This is a genomic window from Peribacillus cavernae (assembly GCF_003989135.1).
In the GTDB taxonomy this organism is placed as follows: domain Bacteria; phylum Bacillota; class Bacilli; order Bacillales; family DSM-1321; genus Peribacillus; species Peribacillus cavernae.
Genome location: NZ_RYZZ01000007.1, coordinates 568,559 through 590,796 on the forward strand (window position 1 = coordinate 568,559; position 22,238 = coordinate 590,796).

26 protein-coding genes are annotated in these 22,238 nt (G+C 44.1%); all 26 read left to right on the forward strand.

Annotated features, from left to right (window positions below):
• The first annotated feature begins 50 nt into the window (after window positions 1-50).
• The 26 genes from codY (at window position 51) to ELQ35_RS09000 (ending at window position 22,147) form a co-directional block, all read left to right on the forward strand.
• Entirely contained in the window at window positions 51-830 is a 780-nt protein-coding gene (gene codY / locus ELQ35_RS08875; protein WP_126864462.1) for a GTP-sensing pleiotropic transcriptional regulator CodY, read from the forward strand.
• A 482-nt stretch (window positions 831-1,312) separates the two neighbouring features.
• A complete protein-coding gene (flgB, locus tag ELQ35_RS08880; protein WP_126864463.1) occupies window positions 1,313-1,708 on the forward strand; it encodes a flagellar basal body rod protein FlgB in 396 nt (131 codons plus the stop codon).
• Window positions 1,708-2,172, forward strand: coding sequence for a flagellar basal body rod protein FlgC (gene flgC / locus ELQ35_RS08885; RefSeq protein WP_126864464.1), 465 nt, complete (start codon window positions 1,708-1,710; stop codon window positions 2,170-2,172). Before flgB ends, flgC begins: the two co-directional genes overlap by 1 nt.
• A gap of 73 nt (window positions 2,173-2,245) precedes the next feature.
• Entirely contained in the window at window positions 2,246-2,500 is a 255-nt protein-coding gene (fliE, locus tag ELQ35_RS08890; protein ID WP_246026026.1) for a flagellar hook-basal body complex protein FliE, read from the forward strand.
• A gap of 18 nt (window positions 2,501-2,518) precedes the next feature.
• Window positions 2,519-4,111 (forward strand): flagellar basal-body MS-ring/collar protein FliF, encoded by a 1,593-nt coding sequence (fliF, locus tag ELQ35_RS08895; RefSeq protein WP_126864466.1) that lies wholly within the window; start codon window positions 2,519-2,521, stop codon window positions 4,109-4,111.
• Window positions 4,112-4,117: 6 nt separating this feature from the next.
• Window positions 4,118-5,143: a flagellar motor switch protein FliG gene (fliG, locus tag ELQ35_RS08900; RefSeq protein ID WP_126864467.1), complete on the forward strand. Its 1,026-nt coding sequence runs from the start codon at window positions 4,118-4,120 to the stop codon at window positions 5,141-5,143.
• Window positions 5,136-5,897, forward strand: coding sequence for a flagellar assembly protein FliH (gene fliH, locus ELQ35_RS08905; protein WP_185861707.1), 762 nt, complete (start codon window positions 5,136-5,138; stop codon window positions 5,895-5,897). Before fliG ends, fliH begins: the two co-directional genes overlap by 8 nt.
• A 3-nt stretch (window positions 5,898-5,900) precedes the next feature.
• On the forward strand, window positions 5,901-7,220 hold the full coding sequence (fliI, locus tag ELQ35_RS08910; protein WP_126864469.1) for a flagellar protein export ATPase FliI: 1,320 nt from the start codon (window positions 5,901-5,903) through the stop codon (window positions 7,218-7,220).
• Window positions 7,221-7,223: 3 nt separating this feature from the next.
• The gene (gene fliJ, locus ELQ35_RS08915; protein WP_126864470.1) at window positions 7,224-7,667 is read left to right on the forward strand and encodes a flagellar export protein FliJ; all 444 of its coding nucleotides are present in this window, start codon (window positions 7,224-7,226) and stop codon (window positions 7,665-7,667) included.
• Between the two features lie 9 nt (window positions 7,668-7,676).
• Entirely contained in the window at window positions 7,677-8,291 is a 615-nt protein-coding gene (locus tag ELQ35_RS08920) for a MotE family protein (protein WP_126864471.1), read from the forward strand.
• Window positions 8,292-8,304: 13 nt separating this feature from the next.
• Complete coding sequence (locus ELQ35_RS08925) at window positions 8,305-9,639, forward strand: flagellar hook-length control protein FliK (protein ID WP_126864472.1); 1,335 nt, start codon at window positions 8,305-8,307, stop codon at window positions 9,637-9,639.
• A gap of 9 nt (window positions 9,640-9,648) precedes the next feature.
• Window positions 9,649-10,293, forward strand: a complete 645-nt coding sequence (gene flgD / locus ELQ35_RS08930) for a flagellar hook assembly protein FlgD (RefSeq protein ID WP_126864473.1) — start codon at window positions 9,649-9,651, stop codon at window positions 10,291-10,293.
• 34 nt (window positions 10,294-10,327) lie between these two features.
• Window positions 10,328-11,143, forward strand: coding sequence for a flagellar basal body rod protein FlgG (flgG, locus tag ELQ35_RS08935; protein ID WP_126864474.1), 816 nt, complete (start codon window positions 10,328-10,330; stop codon window positions 11,141-11,143).
• A 48-nt stretch (window positions 11,144-11,191) separates the two neighbouring features.
• Entirely contained in the window at window positions 11,192-11,422 is a 231-nt protein-coding gene (locus ELQ35_RS08940) for a flagellar FlbD family protein (RefSeq protein WP_425466817.1), read from the forward strand.
• Window positions 11,409-11,840, forward strand: coding sequence for a flagellar basal body-associated protein FliL (gene fliL, locus ELQ35_RS08945; protein ID WP_126864476.1), 432 nt, complete (start codon window positions 11,409-11,411; stop codon window positions 11,838-11,840). The genes ELQ35_RS08940 and fliL overlap by 14 nt, the downstream gene beginning before the upstream one ends.
• A 54-nt stretch (window positions 11,841-11,894) precedes the next feature.
• Window positions 11,895-12,893: a flagellar motor switch protein FliM gene (gene fliM, locus ELQ35_RS08950; protein WP_126864477.1), complete on the forward strand. Its 999-nt coding sequence runs from the start codon at window positions 11,895-11,897 to the stop codon at window positions 12,891-12,893.
• The gene (fliY, locus tag ELQ35_RS08955) at window positions 12,883-14,175 is read left to right on the forward strand and encodes a flagellar motor switch phosphatase FliY (RefSeq protein WP_126864478.1); all 1,293 of its coding nucleotides are present in this window, start codon (window positions 12,883-12,885) and stop codon (window positions 14,173-14,175) included. The genes fliM and fliY overlap by 11 nt, the downstream gene beginning before the upstream one ends.
• Window positions 14,176-14,193: 18 nt before the next feature.
• Window positions 14,194-14,556: a chemotaxis protein CheY gene (gene cheY, locus ELQ35_RS08960; RefSeq protein ID WP_126864479.1), complete on the forward strand. Its 363-nt coding sequence runs from the start codon at window positions 14,194-14,196 to the stop codon at window positions 14,554-14,556.
• Window positions 14,557-14,579: 23 nt separating this feature from the next.
• Window positions 14,580-15,236, forward strand: coding sequence for a flagellar biosynthetic protein FliO (locus ELQ35_RS08965; RefSeq protein WP_126864480.1), 657 nt, complete (start codon window positions 14,580-14,582; stop codon window positions 15,234-15,236).
• A complete protein-coding gene (gene fliP / locus ELQ35_RS08970; RefSeq protein ID WP_126864481.1) occupies window positions 15,233-15,898 on the forward strand; it encodes a flagellar type III secretion system pore protein FliP in 666 nt (221 codons plus the stop codon). Before ELQ35_RS08965 ends, fliP begins: the two co-directional genes overlap by 4 nt.
• Before the next feature lie 15 nt (window positions 15,899-15,913).
• Window positions 15,914-16,183 (forward strand): flagellar biosynthesis protein FliQ, encoded by a 270-nt coding sequence (gene fliQ, locus ELQ35_RS08975; protein ID WP_126864482.1) that lies wholly within the window; start codon window positions 15,914-15,916, stop codon window positions 16,181-16,183.
• A gap of 3 nt (window positions 16,184-16,186) precedes the next feature.
• On the forward strand, window positions 16,187-16,963 hold the full coding sequence (fliR, locus tag ELQ35_RS08980) for a flagellar biosynthetic protein FliR (RefSeq protein ID WP_126864483.1): 777 nt from the start codon (window positions 16,187-16,189) through the stop codon (window positions 16,961-16,963).
• A 1-nt stretch (window position 16,964) separates the two neighbouring features.
• On the forward strand, window positions 16,965-18,047 hold the full coding sequence (gene flhB / locus ELQ35_RS08985) for a flagellar biosynthesis protein FlhB (RefSeq protein WP_126864484.1): 1,083 nt from the start codon (window positions 16,965-16,967) through the stop codon (window positions 18,045-18,047).
• Window positions 18,048-18,090: 43 nt separating this feature from the next.
• A complete protein-coding gene (flhA, locus tag ELQ35_RS08990; RefSeq protein WP_126864485.1) occupies window positions 18,091-20,127 on the forward strand; it encodes a flagellar biosynthesis protein FlhA in 2,037 nt (678 codons plus the stop codon).
• Window positions 20,124-21,281, forward strand: a complete 1,158-nt coding sequence (gene flhF / locus ELQ35_RS08995; RefSeq protein WP_126864486.1) for a flagellar biosynthesis GTPase FlhF — start codon at window positions 20,124-20,126, stop codon at window positions 21,279-21,281. Before flhA ends, flhF begins: the two co-directional genes overlap by 4 nt.
• Window positions 21,281-22,147, forward strand: coding sequence for a MinD/ParA family protein (locus ELQ35_RS09000; protein ID WP_126864643.1), 867 nt, complete (start codon window positions 21,281-21,283; stop codon window positions 22,145-22,147). Before flhF ends, ELQ35_RS09000 begins: the two co-directional genes overlap by 1 nt.
• Window positions 22,148-22,238 lie beyond the last annotated feature (91 nt).

Genomic DNA, 22,238 nt, shown 5'->3' on the forward strand with positions numbered 1-22,238 from the left:
ATAAATGCTGAAATAAAATAGTCAAGGTCTTATTAGGAGGAAGTTTTGTAATGAATTTATTAGGAAAAACGAGAAAGATTAACGCCATGCTTCAAAATACAGCCGGCAAGCCGGTTAATTTTAAAGAAATGGCGGAGAGCCTTAGTGAAGTAATCGAAGCAAATGTCTTTGTTGTCTCAAGACGCGGGAAGCTTCTCGGGTTTGCCATCAACCAACAAATCGAAAACGAACGCATGGTACAAATGCTGGAGGACAGACAATTCCCTGAAGAATATACGAAAAGATTATTCAATCTCCAGGAAACATCTTCCAATTTGGACATTAACAGCGAGTACACTGCGTTTCCCGTTGAAAATAAGGAATTGTTCGGAAGCGGTCTGACCACGGTAGTGCCGATTATTGGCGGCGGAGAGCGCTTAGGTACATTAATATTGGCGCGTCTTGAGGAAAAATTCCATGATGATGATTTAATCTTAGCTGAATATGGCGCAACAGTAGTGGGAATGGAAATCCTTCGTGAAAAAGCGGAAGAGATTGAAGAAGAAGCAAGAAGCAAGGCTGTTGTGCAAATGGCGATCAGTTCGCTTTCTTACAGTGAGCTTGAGGCCATCGAACACATCTTTGAAGAATTAAAAGGCAATGAAGGCTTGTTGGTCGCTTCCAAGATCGCTGACCGCGTCGGCATTACCCGCTCGGTAATCGTCAATGCGTTAAGAAAACTGGAAAGTGCCGGTGTCATTGAATCCCGTTCATTGGGAATGAAAGGGACATACATTAAGGTGTTAAATGGAAAGTTCCTCTTTGAATTAGAAAAGTTAAAAAACCATTAAAACAGAAGAAAAGCACAAGCGCTACTTATTTTTTAAGATAAAGGCGGCTCCTAACATAGCGGGGCTGCCTTTTTGCGTTTCATGGATTCCAAACTATTTCTCGCTCTCCCCGGTTTTTGAAGGTTCTTATCGAAAAAGGAAGATAGAGGTTTGTGGAATGTCACCCTTTTAGGGCTAAAGTGCCTGTTGGACGGATTATATTTCCCTGTGATTTAAGAATTTGTCTGGTTTCAATTTTGCCCTCTAATGAAGAAGGCCTAATTTTAAGAAGCTTTTTTCAGGTTTTCTTGTGGAGATTGTATCATTTATAAGAATTATATGACATAAGCCGACAAAAATAGGACTTTTGCACTGAAAGTTTTGTCGATACTTGATAGACAGGGAGTATGTTATTCTTTACAATAGTTACTAGATTATGTTTATTATGTTACAAGTATGGGTATATGTAATATTTTTCTTGCGCAAAAAGGGGTGAACGCTTTATGAAATTGTTTTCGAATACATTTCAAACACTTGAGAATGCTTTGAATTATTCGGGTACAAAGCAAAAAGTTATCTCGCAAAACATTGCGAATGCAGATACACCAAATTATAAAGCAAAAGATGTCCAATTTACAGCTTCTTTTCAGAATGAGCTGCAGGCATCCATTCATGCTTTCCGGACGGAAAGCAGACATTATGATTTTCAGATGAAACCTCCAATTCAATCTGGAATTGTGACGAAAAACAGCCTTCAATACAACAATAATGGCAACAGTGTTGATATGGATCAGGAAATGAGTGACCTGGCTACAAACCAAATCTATTATAATGCGGTAGCTGATAGGCTGAACGGTAAATTTCAATCCATGCAGAATGTAATAAGGGGTGGCAAGTGATGGGCATGTTTACCAGTATGAACGGGACAGCTTCCGCTTTAACAGCGCAACGCTTAAGGATGGATGTCATTTCTTCAAACATGGCGAACGCCGATTCAACGCGGGCGAGGAAGATTGGCCCGGACACGTGGGAGCCATACCGGCGAAAAACGGTCGCTTTACAGCCGAACGAAACCAGTTTCTCCAGCTTCTTACATACAGCAATCGGCAGCAAAGGAGCAAACACGGCAGGCGAAGGTGTCAGGGTATCGAAGATCGACGAAGACAGGGACACACCATTTAAGCTTATATACGACCCGGAACATCCCGATGCAAATGAAGATGGTTATCTGCAAATACCCAATGTCGATCCTTTGAGGGAAATGGTCGATCTGATGAGTGCGACTCGTTCCTATGAAGCCAATGTCACCGTTTTTAACGCTTCAAAGGGCATGATGATGAAGGCGCTTGAAATAGGCAAATAGATAGGAGCTGGATGATATGCAGGGAATTACTTTTACTCCTGAAAACAAAGTGTTTAAGACAAATAGTGAGAGCATGCAAGCCAAGCCATTTACACCATACGAAGCTCAACAAAGTTTTGCATCCTTCCTAAAAAATTCTATAGAAAAAGTAAATGAAGCTCAAGGAGTCTCTGACAAAATAACGGAAAAGATGGCCAGAGGGGATAATATCGACTTGCATCAGGTAATGATTGCTTCCCAAAAAGCGAGCATAACCATGCAGGCAACAATCGAGATGCGAAATAAAGTCGTCGAAGCTTATCAAGAAGTAATGAGAATGAGTATTTAGGTTTCCCGGGGGATTAAAATGAATGAAGCGTTAGTGAACATAAAGAACAAAATGACAGGTTTTTGGGGAAGCAGAAGCAGAACCCAAAGGTTTCTAATGATTGGATCGGCCGTTCTTGCTGCCTTAATAATTGCCGTTGTTTCCTTCCTCGTTACCAGAACGACAATGGTTCCTCTGTACAGCGATTTATCACCATCGGAAACCGGCGGTATTAAGGAGAACCTTGATGGCAGGGGAATACAATCTGAAATAACCGATGGCGGGAAAACGATAAAAGTTCCCGAGGAAAGCGTTGATACTCTTAAGGTGGAGCTCGCGGCAGAGGGAATCCCGAAATCGGGAAGCATAGATTATTCTTTCTTTGGCCAGAATGCCGGGATTGGCATGACGGAAAATGAGTTCAATGTGCTTAAATTGGATGCGATGCAAACAGAATTGGCGGAACTTATCAAAGGGATAGATGGTGTAAACGATGCAAATGTGATGATCACCCTTCCTGAAAAAGGGGTTTTCGTCAGTGATGATCCGGAAGAAGCATCGGCATCCATCGTTTTGAATACGAAACCTGGCTATCAATTCGAAAGCGGCCAGATAAAGTCCCTGTATCACCTTGTATCAAAAAGCGTACCCAATCTTCCTACTGATAATATCGTCATTATGAATCAGGATTTTGAGTATTTTGATTTAAAAAATGAAAACAATTCTGAACCCGGTGCCTCCTTTGCATCACAGCATGAAATTAAAAAGGAAATCGAACGCGATATTCAAAGACAGGTCCAGAATATGCTCGGCACACTGATGGGCAGAGAAAAAGTTGTCGTTTCGGTTACCGCAGATGTCGATTTTACGCAGGAAAACCGGGAGGAAAACCTGGTAACTCCTGTCGACCAGGAAAACATGGAAGGCATAGCCATTTCTGCTCAAAGAATAAATGAAACATACACCGGAACCGGTAAACCTCCCGGCGGGACTCCCCAGGCGGAAGATCCTGCGGATTCGCAGGGATATACGTACCAGGCTGGAACAGATGGCAACGGGGATTATGAACGGGTGGAAGAAACCATCAATAATGAAGTGAACAGAATTAAAAAGCAGGTTGTTGAAAGTCCGTATAAAGTCAATGATCTGGGAATACAGGTCATGGTGGAACCGCCAAAGCCAAATGATCCGGCCTCGCTTCCACAGGAAAGCATTGATGACATAACCAAAGTGTTAAGTACCATTGTCCGCACCACGATAGATAAAGATAATGGTGCCACGGAATTGACTGATCAGGATATCTTTCAGAAGGTTGCGGTTTCCGTACAGCCCTTTAACGGCAAGATCAAATTCGACCAGCCAAAGGATAAGTCCCTGCCGATTTGGGTTTACATTGTCGGAGGTGTAGGCTTGCTCGCAGCGATCATTTTCCTGATTTTATTTATCCGTTCCAGAAAAAGGGATCAATATGAAGAAGAGGTCATGGAAGAACAAATCGTTTTTGAAGTTCCCGATTTGAATGAAGAACAAGAAACGGAATCCACCCAGAAACGAAAGCAGCTGGAAAAGTTAGCGAGAGAAAAGCCGGAGGAATTTGCAAAACTGTTGAGAAGCTGGATAGCGGAAGACTAGGAGGAAATGAAGTTGACAGATAGAAAGAAAAAAGGCGGACATACCGGAAAGCAAAAAGCGGCCATCCTGCTCATTTCCCTTGGTCCCGACGTTTCGGCTTCCGTTTATAAGCATCTCTCAGAAGAAGAGATTGAAAGGCTCACGCTGGAAATCTCGGGAGTAAGAAAAGTGGATTCACACGATAAAGAAGAGATTTTAGAAGAATTCCATAACATAGCGCTTGCCCAGGACTATATTTCACAGGGGGGGATTGGTTACGCCAAACAGGTGTTGGAAAAGGCGCTCGGAACTGATCAGGCTGCAGCGATCATCAATCGGCTGACCTCATCCCTGCAGGTTAGGCCTTTCGATTTTGCCCGTAAAGCTGATCCTGGTCAAATCCTGAATTTTATCCAAAATGAACACCCACAGACGATTGCCTTGATTTTGTCTTACCTTGATCCAGCCCAGGCAGGACAAATACTGTCTGAACTGCCTCAAGAGGTACAGGCTGATATTGCCAGAAGGATTGCGATCATGGATATTACATCTCCAGAGATTATCAATGAAGTGGAACAAATATTAGAGAGAAAACTTTCAGCAACCGTGACCCAGGATTATACACAGACCGGGGGAGTTGAAGCTGTGGTAGAAGTGTTGAATGGTGTGGACCGCTCAACGGAAAGGACGATTCTCGATGCACTGGAAATTCAGGATCCTGAACTGGCGGAAGAAATCAAGAAACGGATGTTTGTTTTCGAAGACATCGTAACCCTCGACAGCCGGGCCATCCAGCGTGTGATCCGTGATTCGGAAAACGAAGACCTTAAACTTGCGCTTAAGGTTGCCAGCGGGGAAGTCAAGGAAATCGTCTTTAAAAATATGTCGAAGCGTATGGTGGAAACATTCGAGGAAGAAATGGAATATATGGGCCCTGTCCGTCTCCGCGATGTAGAGGAAGCGCAGTCACGTATCGTTGCAGTGATACGCCGTTTGGAGGAATCAGGTGAAATCGTCGTTGCCCGCGGCGGAGGGGATGATATCATTGTCTAGAATTATCAAATCACAGTTTGCAAATACGATTCTCAAGAAAAAAATCAATATCCGAGAGTTTGATTTTCTCCTGCAAGGTGGAGATCCGGAAGCTGCCGCAGTGTTCCAGGAAATCGATGCAGGAAATGTAACGGAACAGGCAAAATCAGAAGCTGAGGCAATCGTTATCGAAGCAAGACAACAAGCAGAAAAGATTCTCAGACAGGCAGAAGCGTCCAGGATGCATTTTGAAGAAGTCGAGAAAATGCAAATGGTTCAGGAAGCACGGGAGCTCGGTTTCAATGAGGGAATAGAGCTTGGGAAGCAGAGGGGCTATGAAGAGTGCGCTGCTGCGATTGAACATGCCAGAGAAATTGTAGCATCATCTAAAAATGATTATCTGGCCCATATCGAGGCATCCGAAAGAACGATATTGGAACTGGGGATAAAGGTATCCGAACGGATTATTGGCACCAGATTGGAAGATTCAGAGCAAGTATATATGTCCATCGCCAAGCAGGCAATCAAGGAAGCGAAAGATCATCCCGAGGTGGAACTGCATGTCCATCCAGTCCATTATCAATATTTCCTTGCCCACAAGGAAGAACTGAGTGCGATTTTCCATAAAGAAACAAGGTTTTATATTTACCCGGACCAAGGGATAGGTGAAACCAGCTGTATCATCGAATCTACGCACGGACGCATTGATGCAGGGATAGACAGCCAACTAAAAGAAATTAAGTTGAAATTGGTTGAATTGCTGGAAGGGGAGTAAAAGATGAAGGCAGCGGAACTATTGCCCTTTGTTGAAGAATTGGAAACCTTAAAGCATTACGGAAGAGTGAAGAGAGTTGTCGGATTGATGATAGAGTCGCAAGGCCCCGCAAGTTCTATCGGAGATGTCTGTTATATACATACCGGCATGAAGCGAAAAAAAAAGCAGATTCGCGCCGAGGTTATAGGCTTCAAGAATGAAATGGTGATTCTGATGCCTTATACGGCGGTAAGCGACATCTCCCCGGGATGCCTTGTAGAAGCGACATCACGCTCTCTGGAAATTAAGGTGGGTGCAGGTTTAATCGGGCAAGTCGTCGATTCACTCGGTAACCCGCTGGACGGCTCCCCGCTTCCAAAAGGACTGGCATCGGTTTCTGTAGAACAAGAACCCCCTGGTCCGATGGAAAGACCGCCGATTGATGAGCCGATCGACGTCGGCGTACGGATGATTGACAGTCTGCTGACGGTCGGAAAAGGCCAGCGTGTCGGAATATTTGCCGGCAGCGGGGTAGGGAAAAGCACACTTCTGGGCATGGTCGCAAGGAATACGACTGCTGATTTGAATGTGATTGGCCTGATTGGCGAACGCGGCAGGGAGGTCCGGGAATTTATCGAAAAGGATCTTGGCCCTGAAGGTTTGGCGAAGTCAATCGTTGTTGTAGCGACCTCAGACCAGCCTGCCTTGATGAGGATAAAAGGAGCCTTGACGGCGACGGCCATTGCCGAATATTTTCGCGATGAAGGCCTCAATGTCATGTTAATGATGGATTCAGTCACACGCGTCGCGATGGCACAGAGGGAAATCGGGCTTGCGGTAGGCGAGCCTCCGACAACGAAAGGCTATACACCGTCCGTATTTTCGACCCTACCAAGGCTGCTTGAACGGACCGGAACTAACCGGTTGGGGACAATCACCGCTTTTTATACTGTTTTGGTGGATGGCGACGATATGAATGAGCCAATTGCCGATACAGTGCGGGGGATTTTGGACGGTCACTTTATCCTTGACAGGCAGCTTGCGAATAAAGGCCAGTTCCCGGCAATCAATGTCCTCAAAAGCATCAGCCGGGTCATGAATAACATTGTTGACGAAAAACATAAAGGCGCTGCAGAAAAGTTACGGGCGACGCTGTCAACGTATGCCGAATCTGAGGATTTAATTAATATTGGTGCTTATAAAAGAGGCGCTTCCAGTGATATAGACCACTCGATTAACATGCAGCCGCAGATCATTTCTTTCCTGAAGCAGGGAATACATGAAAAAATGTCAAAAGGCGAGAGCGTTTTTAATTTAAGACAATTGATGGAAAAAGGTGAATAGCTCATGATCTACCAATATAAGTTCGAAAAAATACTTACCATCAAAGAAAAAGAGAAGAGCGACGCCTTTTCCAAATATAATGAAGCGCTCAAAAAGTTTGAAGAGGCGGCTGAAAAACTTTACAAGCTTCTGAAAAAGAAGGAAGACCTATTGCAATTTCATCAAGAAAAACTGAGAAGTGGCCTTTCAATACAGGAAATCCGCCATCAACAGCTTTTTATGGATAACCTTGAAAAGATCATCGAGCATTATCAAAAAGCGGTTATCGAGGCGCGTTACAATATGACACTGCAGCAGGATAAGCTAATGGAAAAAAATATCGAAGTGAAAAAATATCAAAGAATCAAAGAAAAAGATATTCAAAGATTCCTGGATACCCTAAAAGAAACAGAGAATAGAAACATGGACGAAATCTCGATACAGCAATTCTTAAGCAAGGATAACTAGGTGAGGGTCATGGAAAAAACAACGCTTGAGAGTGAGGAAAAACAATACAATAAGTTCCAATGGTTTCTATTTGTCGTGTTCATTCCCCTGTTATTCTTGATTGTGATCATTTCGATTGTCCTTACAGTTGCGGGGGTCAATGTTTTCGAGGAAGGTAAGAAGGCAGGAGAGAACCTCCCGATAATATCCGGCCTTTTTGACGAAAAAGAACAGAAAATGCCATCCATTGACCGATTCGAGAAAAAGATTGGAGATTTGGAGACGGAAAAAAGAGACAGCGAAGCGGAGATTGCAAAGCTCGAAGAACTCATCGACAGCGGCGACCAAACAATCCAGCGTACTGAACTGGAAAAACAGCAGCTTGAAAAGGAAATCGAAGAATTAAGGGCTGCACAGGACGAAAATAAACGCGCCTTTAAGGATATCATCCGTACCTATGAAACAATGTCTGCAAAAAAATCGGCGCCGATCATCGCACAGCTTGAGGACGATGAAGCCGTTAAAATATTATCGGGCATCAAAGCGGATACACTTACTTCAATTATGGAACAAATGAAACCGGAAGATGCTGCCCGGTTAACAATGAGGCTCACGATTAACTCAAGGGGGGACAGTTCCCCGTAAAGGAGGTGAAAAAATGAACGCTGGATCAGTCTTTTCTTCACAATCTCCATCAGGAACGCCTGCTTCAACTAAATTAAGCTCATCTAATCAGGCCTCTGGCTTTGGGACAGCGCTCACCGCCCTGTCCGCTGGTGCCAATCAACAAATCGAGGGCCTTTCGAGCGAGCAGACCGCACGGTTACAGGAGTTGTCTCTATTTTTACAGACAGGCAGTCTAAGTGACCTGGAGGGAGGCCTTCAACTGGGGCGAGACATTTTGCTGGACGGGAAGCAGCTTGAATCCCATCCGTTTGTAAACATGCTTTTAAAAGGCGGCATCGATGAAGCCTCCCTAGGAAAGCTGGCAGATGCACTAAAAGAGATGGGACAATTAAAAGAACCGGATGAAAATGGAAAGGAAGAAAATGATCAGTCTTTGCTCGCTATCGGGGGAATTGATTTACTTTCGATAATGGCTGCCATTGCCCGGCTGAGTGAAGAGCAGCTTCAGAACGTCGATCTTCAAAGCGCTTCTAACGTTGTGAAATTTGCCAAGATCCAAGAGCTTTTGACTGCATTTAAGGATATGTCCGCTGATGAAGCAGCACTAAGTTCCCAATTGAAAAGCTTGCTCGAAAAAATTTCAAGCAAAGTGGAACAGCTTTTGGAAAACGATTCTTCCAAAAAAAATCTTGGGGCTGCCTTTGAAAGAGAAGTCGCCACTGGGAACGGCCGGAATACAGAATGGCTCAAACGCGCTTTTAGCGGTATTACAGATGATGTAAGCCGTAAAAACAGCTCTGAAACAAAAAATAGCGGAAAAGAGTTCATTTCTACTGAACAAACGGAAATACCCAGATCCCATCCGGTCCATTTTCAGATTTCAAAACTGGAACAATTTGTGTTAACAACGGAAAAAGGCGGTCAACCGGTAAACCAGGAACAATTTATCAAAGCATTTGAAAATATTCTGAACAAAGCAAACTTTACAAGTAGAAATGGGATGCAGAAGCTGTTCATCAAACTAAATCCGGAGCATCTTGGTTCCCTGAGAATTGAACTCATCCAAAAGGATGCTGTGCTGATCGCGAAAATTGTCGCAACTACCGCAAAAGCCAGGGATTTATTAGAGTCGCAGGTCCAGGGTTTGAAGCATGCTTTGAACGGGCAGAATCTCCAGATTGAAAAAATAGAGATCTCACAGTCGTTGAACGCTTTTACACAGGAAAGGTTTTTACAAAGAGATTCAGACAGGTCCGGACCCCAGCAGCAAACAAAAGAACAACAGCAAAACGAGAACCATCAGGAAAAGGCCGAAACGGAGTTCACGGCCGATCTTGAAGCAGCGTTGCTCAATATGGAAGCGTAGGTGAAAAGCATGAATACGATTGACTCATCACTGCTGTTATCCGGCTCTCAGGAGAAACAGCGAAAGACTGGCAGCGATGTTTTAGGAAAAGATGATTTTCTGAAAATATTGATGACACAGCTTCAAAACCAGGATCCGTCGAGTCCGATGGAGGATAAAGACTTTATCGCACAAATGGCGACCTTTTCAACCCTGGAGCAGATTACGAACATGGGAAAAAGCATCGACAAGTTCGTCCAAATGGAACAGCAAAACAAACTGATCTCGTATAATCAATTTGTCGGCAAAGACGTTACCTGGCATAAAGTGATTCCGGGAGAGGATCCAAATGCACAGCCTGCCGTTGAGAACGGCACGGGTTTGATCACTTCCATTCAATTTAAAAATGACAGCGTATATCTGATTCTAGAGGATGGAACGACGCTCGAACCGGGAAATATCTCGCAGGTCAATCAGCCGGGGACCAGCAATAGCCTTATTACAGCCAGTGAACTGATCGGAAAGACCGTAACCTGGTCAAATAATGACAACCAGGAAGCTTCCGCAGCCGTGAAATCTGTTCAAATGAAGGATGGCAAAACGCAGTTTGAATTGGATGATGGACATGCTTCAAAAATTTCGGCGAATCAAATCATTAAAATCGCGGCAACGTAAAAGCGGGAAAATGTGTGACGAAAGGGGAAAAGACATGCTACGTTCAATGTACTCAGGAATCAGCGGAATGAAAAACTTTCAAACAAAGCTGGATGTGATCGGCAACAACATCGCTAACGTGAATACTTATGGATTTAAAAAGGGCAGGGTCATTTTTAAAGATTTAATCAGTCAAAACGTTTCCGGTGCAAGTGCTCCAACCGGGAATAGAGGCGGAGTCAATCCGAAACAGGTTGGCCTGGGTTCACAAATGGCATCTATAGATACGATGCATGAATCAGGGAGTTTGCAGACAACGGGAAGGGTGCTGGATTTAGCCATAGCAGGCGATGGCTATTTTATCGTAGGCGATGCGGCCGGACAAGACCAAAGCTATACTAGAGCCGGCAATTTCTATCTGGATAACAACGGAAACTTAGTAAATGGAGACGGTCTGTTTGTGTTAGGCCAATCAACCACACCGGCCGCCGCCTTCCCAAGTAAAATTAATGTACCTTCTACAGCAACAGAGATGAGTATCAGTAAAAATGGAACGGTCACCTATATAAACGCTGGAGCGCTAGTAACTGCCGGACAAATTATGAACGCAAAGTTTGCTAATACGGGAGGTTTACAAAAAACGGGAAATAATCTTTTTAAGATTACTACAAATTCCGGTGCACCGGTTAGGGGTTTTGCAAATACTCCCGGATTTGGTTCCATCGAATCATCACAGTTAGAAATGTCAAACGTCGATTTATCAGAGGAATTCACAGAAATGATTGTTGCCCAGCGCGGTTTTCAGGCTAACACCCGGATCATTACCACTTCAGATGAAATCCTGCAGGAGCTTGTCAATTTAAAACGATAAGTAAGGGAGGGAAGGAGTTTTAGGCAGGATTTCCCCTAAAACTCCTGTATGGGATTGATAAAGGTTACGAGATTAAACGGGAAAAGTTTTACGGTTAATGGGTTGTTCATCGAAACGGTAGAATCGCTTCCTGATACAACCATCACATTCACAAGCGGGAAGAAAATTGTCGTGAGTGAAAGAGAGGAAGAGATTATCCAAGCTATTATTGCCTTTTACCGTATGATAAATGTTCTCGGGCTTCGTGATGATATGGGAGATAATGATGATGAAAAATAAACTGCTAAGAAATATGTTGATAATTCTGGCCGCGATCGCTCTTGTCGGGGTTATCGCGATTGTAGTGGTGACGAAGTTTTCAGGGGATGGAACCGCAGCTAAAGAGCCGTCCATTGATGAAATAGTCGAATCTTCCGTGGAAATTCCTGAAATCACCACCAACCTTGCCAGCGGGGATTTCATCAAAATTACATTTACTGTCCAAACAGACAGCAAAAAAGCGAAAGAAGAGCTGGAAAAAAGAAATTTTCAGGTGAAGAATATCATCATTACCGAGCTGTCTGAAATGAAATCCGCTGAATTGAAGGGGAAAGCCGGCAAAGAACAACTCCAGGAAAAAGTAAAGGCTGACGTTAATGGATTAATGCAGGAAGGGGATGTTGAAAAGGTCTATATTACCTCCTCTCTCCTTCAATAGTGCGCCACCAAGCAGAAATATCATTTTATAGAGGAATTATGGAGGTGATCACTAGTGCCTGGTGAAGTGTTATCACAAAATGAAATTGATGCGCTTTTGTCTGCTCTTTCAACGGGTGAGATGGATGCAGAGGAACTAAAAAAAGAAGAATCCGAGAAAAAAGTAAAAGTTTACGATTTTAAAAGAGCCTTGCGGTTTTCAAAGGATCAAATCCGCAGCTTGACAAGGATCCATGAAAACTTTGCCCGGCTATTGACTACATACTTTTCAGCGCAGCTGCGGACATATATCCAAATTTCGGTGGCTTCAGCCGATCAAATTCCCTATGAGGAGTTTATCCGTTCGATACCAAAGATGACGATATTGAACGTCTTCGAAGTCCCGCCGCTGGATGGCAGGATTTTAATGGAGGTCAACCCTAACATTGCTTATGCCATGATGGACAGAGTACTTGGCGGGAAGGGTGTAAGTGTCAATAAGGTGGAAAACTTAACCGAAATTGAAACAAAAATCATGTCCAATCTGTTTGAAAGAGGTTTTGAAAATCTTCAGGAGGCATGGGCTGCCGTTGCTGAGATCGAACCGCTCCTGACTGATTTTGAAGTGAATCCGCAATTTCTGCAAATGGTTTCACCAAATGAAACAGTGGTGGTCATCTCACTGAATACGCAAATCGGGGAAACAACTGGGATGATCAATATTTGTATCCCCCATGTTGTGTTGGAACCTATCATCCCTAAGCTTTCTGTCCATTATTGGATGCAGACATCCAAAAAGGAAAGATTGCCAGAGGAAATTGTATCATTGGAGCAAAGGGTGAAAAAAGCCGATCTGCCGATCATAACTGAATTGGGCTCCACGGACATTTCCATCGAGGATTTTCTCCTGCTTGATGTCGGCGATGTAATTGAATTAAACCAGGCAATCGATGTACCGTTGACCGTAAAAGTTGGCGAAATTCCGAAATATGCCGCACAGCCAGGGCAAGCCGGAAAAAAATTTGCCGTCCAAATTCTAGATACCTTGAAGGGGGGAGACGAAGATGGTAAATAATGAAATGCTTTCACAGGATGAAATCGATGCCCTTTTAAGAGGAACCGATGATACTGCATATGATAAAGCAGCTTCTCCCCTTATTGAAGACTTTTTATCCTCAATGGAGCAGGATGCGCTTGGCGAAATTGGCAATATATCATTTGGAAGCTCAGCAACCGCTTTATCAACTTTGTTAAATCAAAAGGTCGATATTACGACACCGACGGTTTTATTGATTGATAGAAGTAAGATTGATGAAGAATTTCCGCATCCTTATGTTGCGATCCAAGTGAATTATACAGAAGGCTTTTCCGGTGTCAATCTGCTTGTAATCAAGCAAAGTGACGCGGCAATCATCGCGGACTTAATGCTTGGCGGAGATGGGGCGAATCCTTCAGACCTGCTTGGGGAAATCCAGCTGAGTGCCGTTCAGGAAGCGATGAATCAAATGATGGGTTCAGCCGCTACTTCGATGTCGACTATATTCAACAAAAAGGTGGATATTTCTCCTCCAAGTATTGATTTATTGAACATAGAATCGGGAGAAGGCGAAAATTCGATCCCAAATGAACATTTACTCGTGAAAATATCATTTCGTTTGCGCGTTGGGGATTTAATTGATTCTAGTATCATGCAATTACTGCCGCTTCCATTTGCAAAAAGCCTTGTCTCTGAATTATTGCATCCTTCCGACACAAATGGAGGGCCGACAGCTAGAATCGAAGATGTTCAACAAATACAAGATGCAAATATCGGATCTGCATCAGTATATCAGGAACCACTGCATCAACGATCAATTGAATCGCCGCCGAATTCAAGCGGATATACACAAATGCCTTATCAACAAGATGACAACCGGCGCGCGGAGGATTATAGTCAACCTGTCCAGGGTGGGTATCAGACCCCGCTGCAGCAAGCTTCTAATCAAAGCGCATCACAGCATTTTGGTTCCGCTTATGGGCAAGTGCCTGGGCAGCAGGCAAACATTCAGCCAGCGAGTTTTTCTAACTTTGCGCCCTACCAGAAGCAGGAACAAGAAACGAAAAATCTGAATATGCTCATGGATATCCCCCTGCAGGTGACTGTGGAATTGGGCAGGACAAAACGATCGGTTAAGGAAATTCTCGAACTTTCCTCCGGGTCAATTATCGAACTTGATAAGCTTGCCGGTGAACCGGTTGATATTCTTGTCAATAATCGTTTAATTGCCCAGGGTGAAGTGGTCGTCATTGATGAAAATTTTGGTGTTCGCGTAACCGATATTGTCAGCCAGACAGACCGATTAAAAAAACTAAGATGATTTGGGGGTTGCCGACAAATGGCACATAAGATTTTAATAGTGGATGATGCGGCATTCATGCGCATGATGATAAAGGATATTTTATCGAAAAATGGATTTGACGTTGTCGGAGAGGCTGCTGACGGTGCAAAGGCTGTGGAAAAATACCGGGAAACACAGCCCGATTTGGTAACAATGGATATTACCATGCCCGAAATGGACGGAATAACAGCCCTTAAAGAAATAAAAAAAATCAATCCGAACGCCAAGGTAATCATGTGTTCGGCTATGGGGCAGCAGGCAATGGTTATCGATGCGATCCAGGCAGGAGCCAAAGATTTCATCGTAAAGCCGTTCCAGGCAGACCGGGTGCTCGAAGCGATCAATAAAACATTAAGTTAATAGAGTAAGAGGGTGTCAGCAACTTGTTTTCCATAAAAAAATCGTTTCAAATTCTGCTTGTTGTTGCGATGGCCCTATTTGGTTTTGGCGGTCTGGCCGTCCATGCTGAAAACCTCGATGGAAGCGTAAAGGATTTTTTTGAACATCCTGGCAAACCGGCAGAAACAAAAGCGGATCACCCCGACAGCAAAGAAAAACCCGCAAGCTCCAAGAGCACAGCGCTCACCTTTTGGGATTTCCTGCGTATGGTTTTTGCAACGATCTTTGTAGTCGCACTTCTTTATGTGAGCTTGAGATTCATCAATAAGAAAAGCAGAACCTATCAGAAAGCAAATTTCATTGAAAATATCGGCGGGACAACCCTTGGCTCAAACCGCTCCGTCCAGCTTATCAAAGTAGGCAAGTCGATATTGGTTGTGGGTGTAGGAGAGACCATCCAGCTGTTAAAGGAAATTGACAATCAAGAAGAATATCGGGAACTGCTGCAGGATTACAATCAAAAAATCGACCACTTGATCCAGCCTGGCGATATCATTTCGAAGCTCAAGCAAAGATTGGCCGTTCCGGATCGCAAAACAACCGGTTTTGCCTCTCAGTTGAAAAAACAGCTTGATGAGATAGCAGCTAGCAGGAAGCAGGCAATCGAAGAGCTTGATGAGCAGGAGCGAGACAGGACATGAACGAATTCGTGAATTTTTTTAACAGCAGCGATCCTGCAAATGTCTCTTCTTCGGTTAAATTGCTTTTGCTTCTGACGGTTTTATCACTTGCACCGAGCATTTTGATACTGATGACCTGTTTTACGCGAATCGTGATTGTGCTTGGTTTTGTTAGGACATCGCTCGCAACGCAGCAGATGCCTCCGAACCAGGTGATCGTCGGGCTTGCCTTATTTTTGACGTTTTTTGTCATGGCTCCTACCTTTCAGGAAGTGAATAAAGAAGCACTCACTCCGTTACTCGAGGAAAAAATTGGTTTGGATGAAGCCTATGAACGGGCTTCAGGCCCTTTTAAAGAATTTATGAGTGCTCAGACCCGCCAGAAGGATCTTGCCCTGTTTTTGGATTATGCAAAAATGGATAAACCAAAGAGCATCCAGGATATCCCGCTGACAGCGTTAGTTCCGGCTTTTGCCATCAGTGAAATCAAAACGGCGTTTCAAATCGGCTTTATGATCTTTATTCCTTTTCTAGTCATTGATATGGTGATTGCAAGTGTCTTGATGTCAATGGGGATGATGATGCTTCCTCCTGTGTTGATCTCGCTTCCTTTTAAAATTTTGTTATTCGTACTGGTAGACGGCTGGTATTTGGTTGTGAAGTCGTTATTACAGAGTTTCTAAGCAGGTGAAGATGAGATGAGTCCAGATTATGTTATCCAAGTGGCAGAACGTGGCATATACACGATCTTGATTGTTTGCGGCCCTATACTGCTCATTGCGCTGGGAGTAGGGCTTTTAATCAGCATTTTTCAGGCAACAACCCAGATTCAAGAACAGACCCTGGCGTTTGTCCCGAAAATTGTTGCCGTGTTGCTGGGGATTATTCTCCTTGGCCCGTGGATGCTTGGCCATATGCTGTCATACGCAAATGAAATTTTCAGCAATTTAAATAGATTTGTAGGGTGAAACATGCAAGAGATCATTCCACAGTTTCCAGCTTTTTTACTCGTATTTGTACGCGTGGCATCATTCTTTGTCACGATGCCGATTTTTTCCTACCGGACAATCCCGGCGTCTTACCGTATCGGCATCAGCTTTTTTCTCGCATGGCTGATGTTTTACACAATTGAGGCTCCAGTTTTTGAAATCGACGGAAGTTATTTCTTGTTGATCATCAAGGAAGCCCTTGTTGGTTTGCTGATCGGGTTTACTGCTTTCATGATTCTCTCCGCTGTGCAAATAGCCGGCGCTTTTATCGATTTTCAAACGGGATTTACGTTAGCGAACGTGATTGATCCGCAGACAGGGGTGCAAAGTCCCATAATGGGACAGTATCTCTATACGATATCCCTTTTATTTTTACTTGGTGCAAACGGGCACCATTTACTGCTGGACGGAATCTTTTACAGTTATCAGTTCATACCGATTAATCAGTCCTGGATTCATTTTGGGGATAAAAATATGTTGGAATTTCTCGTAAAGGCATTTAACCAGACATTTATCATTGCCTTTCAAATGTCGATACCGGTAGTGGGCAGTTTGTTTTTGGTCGATGTTGCACTTGGAATTGTCGCAAGGACCGTACCGCAAATCAATATTTTTGTGGTCGGGCTGCCAGTGAAAATTATTGTCAGCTTTGTCGTCCTCATCATGGTCATGGGTTTGATGATGGTTGTTTTGCAACAGCTGTTCGATTATTTGATCGCTGTGATGCGAGGGTTAATGCAGTTGATCGGAGGAATCTGAAATGAATTGGTTACAGCTTGATTTACAGTTTTTCTCCGGGGAAAAGACGGAAAAAGCAACTCCGAAGAAGCGGCAGGATGCCAGAAAAAAGGGCCAGGCGGCGAAAAGCCAGGATGTTAACACGGCAGTCGTACTGCTTGCTGTGTTTATGCTGTTCATCGTCGCTGGTCCATTTATGAAAGAAACAATCATCGGGCTATTTACAGAATCGTTTCAAGAATCAATGCTGACAACGCTTACGGAAGAAAATGTACAATCCATCTTTATGAAGATGCTTAAGGAATCCGCAATCATCTTGGCACCTGTATTTGGGGTTGCCCTTCTTGCCGGAATCGCGGCGAATTTTATGCAAATCGGCTTTATGTTTTCGACTGAGGCGATTCAATTTAAGCTCGAAAAGATAGATCCAATCAAGGGCTTTAAACGGATTTTTTCATTAAGGGCGATTGTCGAATTGCTAAAGTCGATCCTGAAAATAGCCCTGGTAGGACTTGTTGCTTTTTTTGTAATTTGGCAGCGGATGGATGACATCATGACGCTTTCACAAACATCAGCGGCCGCTGCGATGGCAGTACTGGCGGATATTACTGTGGATGTTGGCCTATACGCTTCCGCGGTTTTATTGTTCTTGGCATTGCTTGATTTTCTGTACCAAAAATATGACTTCGAAAAAACGATTCGGATGTCCAAACAGGATATTAAAGACGAATATAAAAATATAGAGGGCGACCCGCTGATCAAATCAAAGATCAAGCAGAAGCAGCGAGAGATGGCGATGCAGCGGATGATGCAGGAAGTTCCCAGGGCGGATGTTGTCATAACGAATCCAACCCATTATGCCATTGCTTTAAAATATGACGAACAGAAACTGGATGCGCCTTATGTCATTGCCAAGGGTGTTGACTTTGTCGCCCAAAAAATAAAGTATGTGGCGAAGGAAAATGATATCGTGATGATGGAAAACCGGCAGCTTGCCCGGGCGCTGTATGGCCAGACTGAAATCGGCCAGGCCATACCTGAAGAGTTTTTCAAGGCAGTCGCTGAAATATTAGCGTTTGTATACAAAACAAAAGGACAGGTCTAATAAATAGAGAGAGCAATGTTTTAACAGGTTAGGAGCGAAAAAAATGTCAGCAAGAGATTTAACAGTAATAATAAGTGTGATCATGATTGTAGCCATGTTGATTATCCCATTGCCGACATGGCTGTTGAGTATTTTGATTTTGTTTAATATATCTCTTGCCCTTTTAGTTCTGCTTACGTCAATGAATATGAAAGAGCCGCTCGAGTTTTCGATTTTTCCTTCCCTTTTATTACTGTTGACCCTTTTCAGGCTTGGTTTGAATGTTTCTACAACGCGTGCGATCTTGACCCATGGTGAAGCAGGCGGAGTTGTCGAGACCTTTGGAACATTTGTTGTCGGCGGGAATATCCTTGTCGGAATGGTTGTTTTCTTAATCCTGATTATCATCCAATTCATCGTCATTACAAAAGGTTCAGAACGTGTTTCCGAAGTGGCCGCCCGTTTTACACTCGATGCGATGCCAGGAAAGCAGATGAGCATCGATGCTGATTTAAATGCAGGGATGATTTCTGAAGTCGAAGCCCGCGCGAGACGTGAAAAAGTAGGCCGGGAAGCCGACTTTTACGGTTCGATGGACGGTGCGAGCAAATTCGTGAAAGGTGATGCTATTGCAGGCATCATCATTGTCTTAATCAATCTAATCTTTGGCATGGTGATCGGGGTCATGCAGCAGGATTTAAGTCTTGGAGAAGCTGCCATGCACTTTTCCCTGCTGACGGTCGGTGACGGGATTGTCAGCCAGGTTCCGGCCCTGTTGATTTCCACGGCAACAGGCATCGTGGTGACGCGTGCCGCCTCACAGGGGAATCTTGGAGCGGATATCACTTCACAGCTGTTTAGATTTCCAACCATGCTTTATGTAACAGCCGGCACGATTTTCTTGCTCGGATTATTCACGCCAATTTCAGATATATTGACTGTTCCGATAGCCGGAATGCTTGCGTTTAGCGGGTATATGATTTCAAAAACGCCACAATCTGATCCACACGAGCTTCAGGAGATGGAAGAAGAGATGGAAACGGATGAAATGAAGAGTCCGGAAAGTGTTGTGAATCTATTAAGCGTGGATCCGATCGAATTTGAATTTGGCTATGGCCTGATTCCTCTCGCGGATGCTAACCAGGGAGGCGATCTACTGGACCGTGTTGTCATGATCCGCAGGCAGCTGGCGATTGAAATGGGGCTTGTCATCCCCGTGGTGCGGATACGGGACAATATCCAGTTGAAACCTAACGAATACCGCCTGAAAATTAAAGGAAATGAAATGGCGCGCGGAGAGCTCCTGCTCGATCATTACCTGGCTATGAGCCCAGGCATTGAGGATGATACGATTGAAGGAATTGATACGGTGGAACCTTCTTTCGGACTGCCGGCGAAATGGATTTCAGAGGAAATGAAAGAACAAGCTGAAATGATGGGCTATACAGTTGTTGATCCGCCAAGCGTCGTGTCTACACACATAACCGAAGTCATTAAAGCGAATGCCCACGAATTGCTTGGAAGACAGGAAACGAAACAGCTGCTCGACCATTTGAGGGAGTCAGCGCCAATCCTGGTTGAAGAAGTGTCGCCAAATCCATTAACGATCGGGGAAATCCAAAAGGTTTTAGCGAAATTGTTAAAAGAAAAGGTATCAATCCGCAATTTGCCTGTGATTTTTGAAACACTGGCTGATTACGGCCGCCTGTCCACAGATACGGACCTGCTCACCGAATATGTACGCCAGAATCTGGCGAGGCAAATAACGAATGGGCTGGCTGCAGGGGAGGATCATTTAAAGGTGATTACGTTGTCCGGCAGTGTTGAAAAACGGATAGCGGACGCTGTCCAGCAAACCGAGCATGGGAATTACTTATCACTTGATCCAAATGATTCTCAGGCCATCCTGGAATCGATTGCTTCTAAACTGGAAGAGCTTGCTTTAATGGAACAAACGCCGATTGTGCTTTGTTCTCCGGCCGTCCGCATGTATGTACGGCAATTGACAGATCGGTATTTTCCGCAGGTTCCGATTCTTTCCTATAATGAGTTGGAATCCAATGTGGAAGTACAAAGTATCGGGGTGGTGAACGTAGAATGAAAGCGAAAAAGTATATCGCCTCCTCGATGGCGGAAGCGATGAAACAAATCCGGGAAGAGCTTGGAAACGAAGCGGTGATTCTAAGTTCAAAGCCAATCTATTCAGGAGGCATTTTCGGCTTGTTCAAAAAACGGAATATTGAAGTGGTTGCGGCCATCGACCCGCAGGCGATTCTGAACACTGCGGCGCAGAAACAAAAGCTGAAGAGGATACCCCAGAAAAAGCAGCTTACTGATCACCGTCTTCCGCAAAGTCCGGAGCAGGCGATGCAACAGCCTGCAGCTGATGTTTTGAAAGAGTTGGGCGAACTTAAAGGTCTGCTTAAAGGATTACAATATCAAGGATCCGATATTTATGCTAAATACCCCGGGCCATTAAAAGAGATATACGAATGGATGCAAAAGCAGGACATAGATCATCAGCTACTAATTGATATCATGGACGCCCTGCTCGAAAAGTGGTTTTCCCATAAAGCTGAAGCATCAGCGCAGGAGATATCAGGCTGGCTCGAAGCTGAATTTATAAACAGGCTAGAAGGAGCATCTCCTACGATAGAAGGCTTTGATCAAAAATATATCAATATTGTCGGGCCGACTGGTGTCGGCAAAACAACCACTCTCGCTAAGATGGCTGCTGAAAGCATTTTAAAACGGAATAAAAAGGTTGCCTTCATCACGACCGACACGTATAGAATCGCTGCGATTGACCAGCTGCAAACCTATGCGAAAATCCTGAACGTTCCAATCGAAATTGCTTATAATCTTGAAGATTTCAAAAATGCAGCCGAAAAGTTTTCGCATTATGATTTAGTATTTATCGATACGGCTGGGAGAAACTTCAGGAATCAGGATTATGTCGATGATTTGAAAAGCATCATTGATTTCGAAAGAGAAATCGAAACCTATCTTGTCCTGTCCCTTACAGCGAAACAAAAAGATATGGAAGAAATCTTCGAGCAGTTTTCGATTATTCCGATCAAGCAGGTGATTTTCACAAAAGCAGATGAAACCTCAAGCTATGGGTCGATGCTGAATTTCATCGTAAAACATCGTATCGGGGCGGCCTATATCACAAATGGACAAAACGTACCGGATGACATTGAAAAAGCAAGTCCTCAAGCGATTACCAAGACGGTCTTTGGAGCCCAAAAGTGATGAAGGATCAAGCCGAAGGTCTACGGAATAGGTTGAAAAAGCAGCAAAACCTGCAAACTGCGCGTACAATCGCCGTAATCAGCGGCAAAGGCGGTGTCGGAAAATCGAATTTTTCACTGAACTTTGCGATTACATTAGCTAAAAAGGGACATCGGGTGTTACTGGTTGATATGGATATCGGAATGGGAAATATCGATATATTGATGGGAAATCCCTCTCGTTACAGTATCATTGACTTTTTTGAATATGGCAAAACGTTGCATGAGATCATTTCCCCAGGTCCGGAAAGTATTTCCTTGATTGCCGGCGGTACAGGTCTGATTAAACTGTTTGAACTTGAAGAACCGCAGTTTAATCGGTTTCTGGAAGAGTTTAACGGCCTGCTCCATGAATATGACTATATAATTTTCGATATGGGAGCTGGGATCAACGCTGATTCTACCAGGTTCATGCTCTGCGTGGACGACCTGATTGTCATCACGACCCCGGAGCCAACCGCCGTGATGGACGCCTATTCCGTCATGAAATACTTGAACTCTATCAATCAGGATCTCCCGTTTTTCCTTGTCTGCAATCGGGTCCATTCAGCCATCGAGGGGCAGGAAACGATCAAACGAATTCAAAATGCACTGCAAAAATTTTTGCAGAAAGAAACCATCCCGCTCGGTCTATTGCCAGATGATAAATCAGTATCCAGGGCGGTCTCAAGGCAAATTCCATTTGTACTCGACAATGCCGGATCGATTGTTTCGAAGTCCCTGTCAGATCTTGCAGCACGGTATGAAGATGGCTGTTTCAAGGAAGGGCTTTCCTTTAAAAAAAACCATTTTCTCGGGAAACTAAGAAGCTATTTTCTTGGAAGGTAGGGCCTGCAAGTGGACAAAACAATGTCTGAGCTTCGCAATGGCCACCGTCCTTCCGTGGAAAATATAGAGAATATTGCAAAGACAATCGTTA